This window comes from Paraburkholderia sp. GAS448 (assembly GCF_050435685.1).
GTDB lineage: Bacteria > Pseudomonadota > Gammaproteobacteria > Burkholderiales > Burkholderiaceae > Paraburkholderia.
In genome coordinates, this window is record NZ_JBNDKT010000002.1 from 464,062 (window position 1) to 476,718 (window position 12,657).

The following is a 12,657-nucleotide window of genomic DNA, read 5'->3' on the forward strand; positions in this document are numbered from 1 at the left end:
TTCAGCAGGCGTTTACCCGCATCGCGGGGCACCGCCGCTGGGCGATCGCGAGCGCCTTCGCCGGTACGGGGCCGGCGTAAGGGCCCCCTCGGTGGACGTGTCACGGGAAACCGGGTATCCTCTCGGTCTCGCTTGGGCGCTGCTTTGTTTGATTTTGCAGCGCTTTTTGCCGAATGCGCCCGTAGCTCAATGGATAGAGTACTGCCCTCCGAAGGCAGGGGTTGCTGGTTCGATCCCAGCCGGGCGCGCCATCTGGTTTTCCGTAGAAATCCCCTGAAATCCTGAAAAGCCTCGCCGGATAAGGCGTTGCGGGATATTTGCGTCCGGGGAAAGCCGAGCAAATCCGAGAAAATCCGGCGGTCGCATGTGCCCGGCGGTGTACCCCAAAATGGCTTTCCCTCAATTCTGATTTTGGGGTACACCATGGGACAGCTCACCGACCTGCAGATCAAGAATGCTGAGCCTCGCGAGAAGGGATATTTCTTGGCGGATGGCGATGGGCTGTACCTTCGGGTTCGTCAGACGCGTAAGGTCTGGTTGTACCGCTACAAGCGCGACGGAAAAGAGATCAAGTTAGGGCTCGGCCGATACCCCATCGTTTCGCTTGCAGCGGCTCGTCGAAAGGCCCGTGACGAAATGGAGCGGCGAGCAGACGGGATCGACCCCAAAGAGGCTCGACGCGATAAGCGGGAGCGAGAGCAGGCGGCTCGGCTCAACACGTTTGAATTGATGTTGCGGGCATGGCATAAGGCGTCGGAAAAGGATCGCCAATGGTCCGCCGGTTACGCTGAGAAAATAATCCGCTACCTCGAATTGCACGTGTTTCCTTGGGTGGGTCAACTTCCGGTGGGGGATATCAAGCCGACCGAAGTTGTGCGCTGTCTTTATCGCATCAAAGAGCGCGGCAATCTTGAGACCGCGATGCGAGTACGCGAGACGATTCAGCATGTGTACCAGTACGCGGTGGATGCCGGTGTTTTGGAACCCGCCAGGAATTTTGTGAATAACCGTACCGGCGGACTCCCCGCAGTACGTAGCCGCCATTACCCTGCTATCACCGACCCGGAGCGGCTTGGACAGTTGCTGCGCGATATCCGTGCCTACAACGGGCATGTCGTCACTCGTGCGGCGTTGCAGCTTGCTCCGTTGCTTTTCCAGAGACCCGGTCAGTTGCGTTTTGCTCACTGGGAAGACATCGATCTTGACGACGGGATCTGGAACTGCCCGCCGGAAAAGATGAAGATGCGGGAGTGGAAGAAAAGGGATAGCCGCACGCCAGCGCATTTGGTGCCGCTTCCGTCACAGGCCATGGGAGATTCTGAGGGATTTGCATCCGCTAACCGGGCCGAGCGGGCCGATCTTCCGCAGCATGGCCAAGCGCTCTGAGGCGACTCGCTATATGAGCGAGAACACGATCAACAGTGCGCTGGGTTACGACACCAAAGAACAGATTACCGGCCATGGCTTTCGCGCGACGGCCCGGACGCTGATTCGGGAATATCTCGGGTGGGACAAAGAGGTGATCGAGCGTCATCTAGCTCACGCGTCGAGCGAGGAGTTGGGCGATAGTTAACCCTTAACCCCTTACCCAGTACACCTCTCCCCGTTTTTTTCGATCCTAGCCGGGGCCAATAGAGACACGACCGAAGAATCTACGCTTCCCTTCCTCCTCCTTCACTCACTCACTGCAGCAGCCACCGCCGCGCCTGCCCGGCGAAGGATTCGCTGACTAGTCCCTCGCAGCCGGCCACGGTTCGGGCGGTCGGTTTTCAGCCGCCTTATCCCCGTTGCCTGCGAAAAATTAACGAAGTTAACATCTCGTGCGGTACCCAAAATCCAAAGACTGAGGCAGAGCCTGCGCAACGGCACAACGTGCGGCGGCTTACCTGAACCGCTGGCCGGGTACGTTATAGCAGGTCGCAACTGAGTTCGATGAGATCCCTGACCGTGGATTTTTCATTGAACATCATGACGTCGATGATCGAAAGATAGGGGACAAAAGCTGCCCCGAACTGCCGATACTCAATGGGTTTCGACTGCAAAAATTTGAGCGTCAATCCGTTGCGCTTGAACTCGTCCTTGTCATATAGCGACCGTCCCCCAATCGAATTGATGTACGTGTCCGCATCCAGTGCGTTGCAGATCGCGATGACCTTGTCGCTCCCGCGCAATGCATGATCGATGGGCAGCATCGACGACACCAGAATCGGGGTGGCGATTTCCAGATAGGCACAGGTCTGGTCGATGGAATTGCGGATAAACGCAAACAGGTTAAGCTCCGCTAACATCACTACCTGTTCGACCAATGCAAATACCGGATCGAAATGCGGTGCCTTGCGATAGGCTTCGCTGAGATGGTTGAGAAACTTTCGCTTGTTGAAATCGGCTGAGACCCGCCGCTCGACAACATTCAAATAGTCTGAGTCTTTTTTCAGTGGAATCGAAAATGTCTCGTCCCTGCCGCCTTTCAGGAATCGATTGCGGTTAATCCAGCCTTTCTTCGTGTACTGGATGTTGTCGTACACGACGAATTGGTCTACTGCTTTGATTAGCTGGAAGTACCCGATATACGGAAAGAAGTAAGGCTGCATAATAGCGACCCGTTTGGGTGCGCTTGCGACGCGCCCCGTCGTCGCCGGGCGTGTGAGTTCCTCGTCCGGCGTGACGAAGCGGCCCGCATCCCCGTTTGCGCGTTGCGATTCAATAGGACGATGTGGCATTGCAATTTGCGCTCAAGGTCCGCCGGATCGTGGCAGCGTGCAGTCGGGCGAGTGCCAGTACCGATACGACCCGTTCGACCATTGCTACGTCGACACGCGCACCTGTTGGCAACTGCAGCATCACCGCCGCAAGGCGCTCAGAGACGGGCATCCGGCCGTTGTCCTGTGCTTCACGAAGAGCAGAAGGAACGCACGTGTACGAGGCGGTCGACTGGCTGTCTCTCACCTCGATGTTTTCGGCTCGAAAGGCGGCGACGAGCTCTCGGGTAGTAAGTCCAAACTCAGCTTCGTCGATTTCGCAAGTGACGCATTGGTGGTTGCTGTGCTCGACCTGCGCAGGAATCCGCAGCCGGACGCCTGGAATATCGGCGAGCCGCTGCTGATATGCGCGAAAAATCTTGTCGTTGTGTTCCTGGTGGGTGGTCAGTTCGTCCAGGTTCAGGAGTGCAATAGCGGCTTGCGCTTCGGACATGCGGCCATTGCCCGTCTTGACCACAGGCACGAAGTGCCCCCGTCCGTAATTACCGCGAATGTTGCGGACCTTGGCCGCTAGCGCGTCATCGTTGGTACAGATGCAGCCGCCTTCGGTCGCACTCAGCAAATCCTCGGAGTGCAGCGAGAAAATCTCTATTCGACCGAAACCTCCCAGCGGCGCACCGTTCATGCGGCAACCCAGCGCCTGCGCCGAGTCGAAATACAAGGCGACTCCGGCGCGCTCACTCAGCGTCTGAAGCGCAGCGACCTCGCAGGCGTCTCCTCCCACATTGCTCGCCAAAATCGCGGCGACACCCGGTCCCAGGAATGGTTCAACCTGCACTGCAGTGAGGCCGGCGGTCCGCGGGTCGACATCGCAAAATAGCGGCTCGAGCCCCGCCATCCTCACAGACCCGACGACCGCGGCGTTTGACCACGCCGGCAAAATGATCTTACCTTTTAACTCCTGCGCTTGCGTCGCGATACTGAGGGCAATCATCCCGTTGGTTATGCAGATCGCGTGCTTCACCTGCAGCAACGTGGCAAGCCTCGCTTCGAGTTGTTGCGCCAACGGGCCATGATTGGTGTAGTACTGCCGCTCGAAGATGTCCCGGAACACGGACTCATAGCGACTCCAGCTGGGAAAATAGTGTTGTCCGAATTGCAGCGGTTGGCTCAGTTGCGGCGTTCCACCGAGAATCGCAAGGCTGTCCACGTTTGACCTCCCTGGGTTCATTTTTTAATCCGCTCAAGGATGTCATCAGCGTTTGCTTGAATCAGATCCAGCAAAGCGACGATTGAATTGATGTCGTCGTCACTGACGAAATGCCCGCACGGCAAACAAAGGAATCGTTCCGAAAGCCGGTCAGTCAATGACATGTCTGCGAAGATCGTTTCATAGCCGACCTCCATCTGATGCAATGGCGGCGCGTAGTAAGCGCGCACCAGCATGTTCTCGGCGTGTAGTAATTCGATAGTTTGACCGCGGTCCAAGGGCCAGTCATCGAGCAGCTCGATCACGATGTTTTTATAGCCGCAGCGTTCACGCTCGTCGAACTCAACAAGGCGCACGCCGGGAACGGCGCTAAGCAATCGCCTGTAGGTTTCGTAGCGCTGCTTGTTTCTCCCTACCTGCGCCTCGGCATCATCGAGTGCGGCTAGCGCCATGGCTGCGTGTATTTCGTTCTGGGCGGCGTTGATACCTGTCACGCTATCAGAGCCTGAAAAGGATGTACCGGTGTCGCGGACCAGTGCGAGCCGGGAGGCAAGCTCGTGATCGTTGGTCGTTACATAGCCACCTTCGAAGGCATTCAGGAATTTACTCGACTGCATGGAGAAACACTCGGCGTGACCAAACGAGCCGGTATAGCGTCCCTTATAGCTGGAATACGCGGCCTCGACAGAGTCGAAAACGAGAGGAATGCGAGTCTCCGCCGACAACTGTTCAAGGCCGCCAACGTCACAGCCGTTGATAATAGGATGGACCCCCAGTAATAGCGCGGTATTTTCGTTGATACACGGGCGTACCGTCTCCGCCGTCACGCAAAGTAGCCTTTCGTCGACTTCACAAAAGTGAGGTGTAAGACCTGCCCAGGCGACGCAATCAGCCAGACGGCGATACGTCAGCGAGGGCATCACGACCTCGGTCTTTCCGGGCAGCGCCAGACATTTAATCGCTAACACAACTGCCCAGAAGCCGCCACATACGGCAACGCAATATTTCGTCTGATGGAATTCGGCGAGACGTTGTTCAAGCAGGCTTACGGCTGAAGCGTGCCCCGTATATCGTCCAGTGGCGAAGATCGTCTTCGAATAATCCAGAAAGCGTTCGATGTCCGGCCGAACCAGATTGGAAATTGAGCGCGGTATCTCGAACAACGGCGCAGCGCCAAACAGTGCGAGATCTTGCGTATGGACTTTAGTGGACATGGTCAGTGACGCGGCAGCTTGCCGTGATCGAGACGGGATGACGGTTGTATCAGGAGGGCACGACGCGTTGCGGACTCCGCTTACACCGGGTGGGCCGCCCGGCGGCGCAGCAGGACGTCGTAACGGTAATGAGCAGAATAGTATTCCGAGGGCATCGTCGAGAATTGCGCGTCCCATCCGGCATCGGCAACCAGCGAGGCGAATTCCTTTCGGGTGCGCCAGATGCCGATCTGCGCTTGTGGGTCGACGAGCTCACGCGGATCCGGTTCACGTGGTGCGTAAAATTTCGCGGCGCGGTCGCGGTCAGGCAAGTTGCCAATAAAGATCGACTCGACGTTCACAAACCGGTCGTGCAGCAACTGCAAGCTCTCTTGCGCATCCTCTTGCGAGAAATAGGCGAAGCTGCCGTAGCACAAAACCTTCGTGAACCGTTCGGGTGCTGGCTCAACACGCAGGTATGCGGCCGCGCTTCCGGCGGTGAACGTAAAGCGCGGCGCATCGGCGAAATAGTTGTTCGCTACTTCGATCAGGTATTCCGAAATATCCACGCCAACCAGAGCCGCGCATGATTCGAACAGGCGCTGTGACAGCGCGCCGTTACCGCAGGCGAGATCCAGCACAACGTCGTTCGCGCATAACGCCAGATTTTGCTTGATCGTATCGACGATCATGTCAATGTGCGACTCGGGTACAGGTTTGCCATTCACGGTACGTTTAATCTGGCCCCAGAAGTCATCTGGCGCGCAGTTCCTCGCGTGCCTGTCGTAGTCGACGACGGTGGGATAGTCGCGCTGCGTGCTATGCATATGAGTTGTCATCGGGATTGCTCCGACCGGTTTGGTGGTTGGCGATTTAGTTCGCGCGGCGATTGCGCTCTGCGCAGGCCAGAATTACCTCGATGATCCGTTCCTGGTCGCTCTCCTCCAACGCTGGGAAGATCGGCAGGCATAGGACCTGCTGCGACAGCGCAGTGGCGACCGGCAGATTGTGGGCGCCAGCAGAGGACAGACCGCGATACATCGGAAATTCGCTGATGAGCGGATAGAAATACCGGCGCGCGGCAATTTGATGAGCACGAAGTTCGGCGTAAAGATCGTCGCGGCTGACGGGAAACGCAGGAGTCACGAGGATCGGGAAATACGCGTAATTCTGGGTGCAATGCTTGGGCACACAGTGCATCGTCAGCCCAGGTACATTGTGAAACGCCCTTCGGTAGCGCGCATCGATGCGCGCGCGTTGCGCTCCGACATGATCCATGTGCTTCAGTTGCAGCAACCCGAACGCAGCCTGTACTTCATTCATCTTCCCGTTGATGCCGGGCGCCACGACGGTTGTTTCATTCACAAAGCCGAAATTCTTCAGGTTGTCGATTCGACGTTTGGTTTTTTCGTCGCGGCAGACAATGGCACCCCCTTCGAATGTATTGAAGACCTTGGTGCCATGAAAACTGAGCACCGACATGTCGCCGTATTCGAGGACGGACCTGCCACGAATACGGACCCCGAATGCGTGTGCTGCATCATAGATGACGCGCAGACCGTACGTGTCGGCGATTGCTTCGATCCGTTCTACATCGCAGGGATTGGCGTACACGTGCACTGGAAGGAGAGCCGTAGTCTGTGGCGTAATCGCGGCCTCGATCTTTCCCGGATCGAGGTTCATGCTGACAGGGTCGATATCGGCAAACACCGGCTTGATGCCGTTCCAGTGCAACGCATGGGTCGTAGCCACGAAACTGAACGGAGTGGTGATCACCTCGCCCGTGATCTTCATCGACTGCAACGCCGTAATCAGCGCGAGCGTGCCGTTGGAGAATAGCGACAGATGTTCGACGCCAAGATAGTCGCACAGCTGCTGTTCGAGCTGTTGATGGAATACGCCGTTATTCGTTACCCATTTGCGGTCCCAGATTTCTTGCAGATACGGCTGAAACTCCTCAAGCGGTGGCAGGTAAGGTTGCGTCACAGGAATCAGCCCACGCGGCAAGTCTCCTGTTGCCGGCCTGGTCTGTCCGACGGACGTACCATGTCCCGATGCGTCCTGCGTCGTCGGGAAACCGGACAGATGGCCGTTGGCAAACAGGGTATTCGTTGTCATGTACGGGGCCGCGGTAGAAGTCGTGTTATGTCTGAGCCGATGAGCGGGAAGACATTGCCTTCGCTCGGAGGCGAAGGCGGCATGTTGCAAGTCTGTCACCGCAGCATATGAGGCGATCGGTGAATTAGCAGGGCGAATACACGCCAATTCGACCAAAAGGATGTCCGCGGGCCTGACTGCCAGGCGCATCCTTCCCGCGCATTCGCCGTCACCGCCTTCGACGCACGCTATTCAGTTCGGGAATGCGGGCGCGGGCCCCTTCGCGAAGAGAAAGAGCGGTTCTCGCCCGTTGCAGCCCCAGGTGTCGGGGTCAATGTCGCCGAGCACCGTTGTGTGCGGGTACAGATCGCCATTTAACCCGGTCGCGCGGAAGCGATCGATAAGGTCCGCTCCGAAAAGGCGCACATGGTCGGCCTGGCCAAAATAGCGCGTGGCAAAAGGCCCTGACGGGGCGATGTAAAGCTCAAACGTCTGCCTGAGTATCGGCGAATAGGGTGTTTGCGCAACGAGATATCCTCCCGGAGCGAGGCAACGGGCAAGCTCGGCAAGTGCCGTGTCTGGCCGGTCGACGTGCTCCAGCACGTGGTTGCAGAAGATCAGATCGAAGTAGTCGTCAGGGAAATCGATTCGCTCGACGTTGATCTTCCGATGGTCCGGCTTCTGCGGGGACAAATCGCCAGTAACGTATTCGAAGGGCTGCAATGCGCTGAATTTCCGCTCAAGCCCCGCTTCGGGTGCAATGTGCAGAACGCGCTTCCGGGAGATGTCCTTGAGAATCTGCGCCCGATCGAGATAGAGCCAGAGATGCCGCTCACGGTCATTGCAGTAGCAATTCGGGCACAGGTGGTTTTCCAGAGTAGAGCCGACCGCACCCATTTGTCGCATGAACTCGCGGTCACTTCTTGCCTCTGGGTGCGGTATCCAGCCTCCCACCGGGTTTTCGCATACGGCGCAGAATTTCTGCGCCTGCGCAGTGCCTTTCCTTCGAGCTGTAACCCGCGCTGTCAGGGCTTCGCGCGCATGTGCGAGATCCGACTGGAACTGGCTCGATTCCAGCAGTTCGAGCGGGTTGAGTTCGACCAGCTCGTCCAGATTAGCGGCGAGACGTGCGATTTCAGGCAACGATATGGTCCAGGGCGCATACAACCTCCCCAGTTGCCGCTTCACACCTTCGAGCGCAGCGCCACTCAGTCGTCCTGCCGCTGCTTCGCTGCGCACGATCAGTTCCCATTCATAGAGCCCTGCGCTGAAATGCGGACTATGCTGGTTGGAGGCTTGATCCGCGTGCTGTCTGAATGCACTCAGGTATCCGCCAACTGCGATAATGGGCGCCTGCTCGGCCGCGTTCAGGTAGGTGGCGACGTCGCCCAGGTAGTTAAGAGGCCGCGAATGATAATGGAAGATCCGCGCAGGGTCGAACCGTTCGCGATCGAGCATCACGTTGCTCGGCTCACCGATGAAGTTATTCAACTGGCAGACCATGTGCTCCACCAGGAAAGCGCGGTCGATGCGCGCGGTATGGCCATCTGCGAGCAGGCGCGGCGGCGCTGACGTCACCTGGTCGTTGGTGTCGATGAATACTCGCTCGTGGAAGGCTAGTACCGAATCCGTGTCGGCTTGCAGCGCCGCGACGAGCGTTTCGACCGATTTAGGCAGCAGGATGTCGTCATCGAAGAGGAACTTGACATATTTTCCCTTTGCGCGTTCCCACAGTGCCTGGAGGTTGCGCGATCCTTTCTGAAAGCCGTGATGAAAATACTGAATGCGCGGATCATCAAGGCCTTCGACGGTTCCCCGCAGGATTCCATCGAGAGTGTCATCACCTACGAGAATCTCGATGTCAGTGAAGGTCTGGTTCTGTGCGCTTGTAATCGCACGCACGAGGTACTGCGTCTTGTACGCAGGTATCAGGATACTGACCGTTGCCATTAAATCGAACTCTCCCGTATTCAGTCTGGATGTGGGCCTCGAGCCTTCAGTCGGCGGCAGCCTGTTCAGTAGCTTGTGCGCGAGCAGGGTGAGCGGAGCCTTTCAGCGATGCGTGGAGACTAACGCTGATTGTTGCGTTCTGATTCGGGGAACAGACCGCCATTTAGCGGGCATTTCGCGCGACGGGGTGCGAAAGCCCCGTCAAGGGAACTCGCCCCTTCATTCCAGTTTTGTTCGCATCGACGTCCCGCCCCGGTTTGCTGAAGGGGCGGACGTCATTGCAGCGTTGGCGCCGCCAATCCGGTTGTAGCGCATGCCCGTCAGGAGCCGGTCAGAACAGTGCGCCGAATAACGACCATTTACGCGGCCTTATCCATCGATCAGGAGTGGCCTGTCGCACCCAGAATATGCGGCAATGTCCAATCATCGCGGACGCGCGGCTGTGCCCCGTGGCATTGTCCGACTGTCGGGATGGCGGCCGCGTGCGGTTCTGCGCGTCGCCCGCCCTTACCGATACGGGCGCGCCCCGATGACGCTGGACCATTCGCCTTCCCTGGATTCCCCTTTATGAAGCCCATTCGACTGGTTTGCGGCACCCGTGGATCCTATGACGACTTCGCGCAGAAGACCGCATTGGGGCGTTCGCTCTCGCATTGTCGCTACCGGAATCCGCCGCAGCTTCTCCTGTTCGACAACAACAAGGCCGGCCTTTCCTCGATTTACAACCACGCGATCCAGCAGGCGACGAAAGACCCCGCGATCCTGGTTTTCATTCACGACGATATCTACCTGTCCGACTTCTTCTGGATGGACAGGATTCGTGAGGCGGTCGAAAAGTTCGATGTGGTCGGTCTGGCGGGCAACACGCGCCGCGTCCCGCGCCAACCGGCCTGGATTTTTGTCGATGCGGCTTTCACGCGCGACGAGCCGCGCTTCTTCAGCGGCGTGGTGGGGCATGGCAACGGGTTTCCGTGCAGCGATGTCTCGATGTATGGACCGTCAGGACTGGAGTGCAAGCTCCTCGACGGCCTGCTGCTAGCGGCCGATAGCGCGCGCCTGATCGAAGCCGGTTTGGGTTTCGACGAGCAGTTCGCATTTCACTTTTACGACATGGATTTCTGCCGGCAGGCCGAACTGAAAGGCTTGAAGATGGGCACGTGGCCCATCAGCGTTATCCATGAAAGCGGTGGCGCATTCGGCACGCCCGCCTGGCGTGACGCGTATCAGCGCTACCTGCAGAAATACACGGACTAGTCATACGCAACTCGAGCGACCTGATCAGCTATCCTATCGATACGACGCGACGCTCAGGTGCTCAACCATATCGATGCGCTAAGGCGATGAGGATGGACAAAGCCAATGGACAGACTGGGCGACAAAGATTGCGCGGACGTTAGCGGCGGGCAAGGCGCGCCGCTGCCTGCGCTCGTCGTCGCCGCGCCTGCGACCGTTGCCGCATTGCTTGAGACTGCTTTTGCGCACCATCGGACAGGGCGGACGAATGACGCTGCGGTGCTCTACCGTCAGATCCTGGTCGTCGAGCCGGAACACGCCGACGCGATGCATTTTCTCGGTCTGCTCCTGTGCGATACGGGCGAGCACGCCACCGGCCTCGAATTGATCCAGCAGTCGATCCTCCTGCAGCCCGACGCGACGTATTTCAGCAACCTGGGCAATGTGCTGGGAAGACAGGGCCAACACGATGCTGCCATCGCCGCGTATCGCGAAGCACTTGCGCGCCGGCCTGACTATGTCGAAGCGCACAACAATCTCGGCAATGCACTGCGCATCGCGGCCGACCCACTCGGCGCAATGGAAAGCTGCGCGAATGCGCTCGCCTTGCAGCCGGACTACGTGGAAGCCTGGAGCAATCTGGGCGATGCACTCACGGATCACGGTAGCTTCGACGCTGCGATGAAAAGCTACGCCAAGGCACTCGGGTTGCGTCCGGACTATGCCGAGGCGCACAACAATCTCGGCAACCTGTTCGAAAAGCAGGGCCGGCTCGATGAGGCAACGGCGTGCTATCGGAAGGCGATCGCGTTAAAACCCGGTGTAGCAGCGATGCACAACAATCTGGGTAACGTGCTGCGTGACCAGGGCCTTCTCGATGATGCTGTTGCCTGCTTTCGCGAGGCAATCGCGCTCGACGCAAACCAGCTTCAGGCACACAGTAATCTGCTGCTGCAACTGAACCTGCTTCCGCACGCATCTGTGGACGAGCAGTTCGACGCCGCGCGCCGCTTCGGCGAGCAGCAGATCGCGCGAGCCCGTCCCTTCGTGCACGAGTCCCGCGCGGGCGACTTGACGCGTCGGCTGCGCGTCGGCTTCGTGTCCGGCGATCTGAACACGCATCCTGTTGGCTTCTTCCTGGAAAGCGTGGTTGCTCATCTGGACAAGGCGCGATTCGAACTGGTCGCCTACGTGACTCGACTGCACGAAGATGCCCTGACGGCCCGTCTCAAGCCACATTTTTCCGCATGGCATCGGCTGGCCGGTCAGCACGATGAAGCCTGCGCGAAGCGGATCCGTGCGGACGGTATCGACATCCTCGTCGACCTGTCCGGGCATACGAATCACAACCGGCTTCCGATGTTCGCATGGAAGCCAGCACCGGTTCAGGTGAGCTGGCTGGGTTACTTCGCAACCACAGGGTTGCGCGCGATCGACTATATCCTCGGCGATCGCCATGTATTGCCGGATGCCGAGGCGGCGCACTTCGTCGAGCAGCCCTGGCGCCTGCCGGACAGCTATGTCTGCTTTACGCCGCCAGTGCCGGAAGTCCAGATCGGCACGTTGCCGGTGCTGGGTAGCGGCACGCTGACGTTCGGTTGTTTCAACCATCTCGTCAAACTGAACGACGCTGTCATCGAGTTGTGGGCACGTGTGCTGCGCGCGGTCCCGGAATCGCGGCTTTTTCTCAAGACAAGGCAGCTTGGCGATTCATCCATGCGGCGCGCCATGTCGGCTCGATTCGCCGCTCTTGGCATCGATGACGCGCGCCTGACGCTAGAAGGGGCGTCGCCGCGTACTGGATTGCTCGCGGCCTACAACCGTGTGGACATTGCGCTGGACCCGTTCCCGTATCCGGGCGGCACGACCACCCTTGAAGCGTTGTGGATGGGGGTGCCGGTACTCACTCGCCGTGGCGACCGGTTTCTGTCGCACATCGGCGAAAGCATTCTGCACAACGTGGGCCTCGCGCAGTGGATCGCCCGCGACAACGACGACTACGTCGAAAAAGCAGTATCTTTCGCCGCCGCTCATGACTACCTCAAGCGTCTGAGGGCGGGCTTGCGCCAGCAACTTCACAGCTCGCCGCTGTGCGATGCAGCGCGCTTCGCGCGCAACCTGGAAGCGGCATTCCGGGGCATGTGGCGCCAGTACGTTGCGGGTGCGCAGGCCGGTCTGCACCCTCAAGCGGTTGCCCAACAAGTCGTTAATACAGAGCGACACCTACCAGAGAAGGCCCCGAATCACGCGGGGCACATTTCACCATGAACGACCT

General features: G+C 58.6%; 10 protein-coding genes and 1 tRNA gene. 5 read left to right on the plus strand and 6 right to left on the minus strand.

The window, feature by feature from the left end:
• Nucleotides 1–175: 175 nt before the first annotated feature.
• The 3 genes from P3T23_RS05675 to P3T23_RS05685 all read left to right on the plus strand — a co-directional run bounded on the left by P3T23_RS05675 (nt 176) and on the right by P3T23_RS05685 (nt 1,573).
• A tRNA-Arg gene (locus tag P3T23_RS05675) sits at nt 176–251 on the plus strand.
• 172 nt (nt 252–423) lie between these two features.
• Nucleotides 424–1,386, plus strand: a complete 963-nt coding sequence (locus P3T23_RS05680; protein WP_429315196.1) for a tyrosine-type recombinase/integrase — start codon at nt 424–426, stop codon at nt 1,384–1,386.
• 13 nt (nt 1,387–1,399) lie between these two features.
• A complete protein-coding gene (locus P3T23_RS05685; RefSeq protein ID WP_429315197.1) occupies nt 1,400–1,573 on the plus strand; it encodes a hypothetical protein in 174 nt (57 codons plus the stop codon).
• Between the two features lie 334 nt (nt 1,574–1,907).
• On the opposite strand, the gene P3T23_RS05690 is transcribed toward P3T23_RS05685, so the two are convergent.
• The 6 genes from P3T23_RS05690 to P3T23_RS05715 all read right to left on the minus strand — a co-directional run bounded on the left by P3T23_RS05690 (nt 1,908) and on the right by P3T23_RS05715 (nt 9,149).
• A complete protein-coding gene (locus P3T23_RS05690) occupies nt 1,908–2,720 on the minus strand; it encodes a WbqC family protein (RefSeq protein ID WP_429315198.1) in 813 nt (270 codons plus the stop codon).
• A complete protein-coding gene (locus P3T23_RS05695; RefSeq protein ID WP_429315199.1) occupies nt 2,701–3,909 on the minus strand; it encodes a DegT/DnrJ/EryC1/StrS family aminotransferase in 1,209 nt (402 codons plus the stop codon). The genes P3T23_RS05690 and P3T23_RS05695 overlap by 20 nt, the downstream gene beginning before the upstream one ends.
• Before the next feature lie 17 nt (nt 3,910–3,926).
• Nucleotides 3,927–5,123 carry a DegT/DnrJ/EryC1/StrS family aminotransferase gene (locus tag P3T23_RS05700; protein ID WP_429315200.1) on the minus strand — a complete coding sequence of 399 codons (1,197 nt, stop codon included), beginning with the start codon at nt 5,121–5,123 and terminating at the stop codon, nt 3,927–3,929.
• Between the two features lie 80 nt (nt 5,124–5,203).
• Nucleotides 5,204–5,794, minus strand: coding sequence for a class I SAM-dependent methyltransferase (locus tag P3T23_RS05705; protein WP_429315201.1), 591 nt, complete (start codon nt 5,792–5,794; stop codon nt 5,204–5,206).
• A gap of 181 nt (nt 5,795–5,975) precedes the next feature.
• The gene (locus P3T23_RS05710) at nt 5,976–7,220 is read right to left on the minus strand and encodes a DegT/DnrJ/EryC1/StrS family aminotransferase (protein WP_429315202.1); all 1,245 of its coding nucleotides are present in this window, start codon (nt 7,218–7,220) and stop codon (nt 5,976–5,978) included.
• Nucleotides 7,221–7,451: 231 nt separating this feature from the next.
• Complete coding sequence (locus tag P3T23_RS05715; RefSeq protein WP_429315203.1) at nt 7,452–9,149, minus strand: glycosyltransferase; 1,698 nt, start codon at nt 9,147–9,149, stop codon at nt 7,452–7,454.
• Between the two features lie 567 nt (nt 9,150–9,716).
• On the opposite strand from P3T23_RS05715, the gene P3T23_RS05720 reads away from it, so the two are divergent.
• Nucleotides 9,717–10,403, plus strand: coding sequence for a glycosyltransferase family 2 protein (locus P3T23_RS05720; protein WP_429315204.1), 687 nt, complete (start codon nt 9,717–9,719; stop codon nt 10,401–10,403).
• 105 nt (nt 10,404–10,508) lie between these two features.
• Complete coding sequence (locus P3T23_RS05725) at nt 10,509–12,650, plus strand: tetratricopeptide repeat protein (protein WP_429315205.1); 2,142 nt, start codon at nt 10,509–10,511, stop codon at nt 12,648–12,650.
• Nucleotides 12,651–12,657 lie beyond the last annotated feature (7 nt).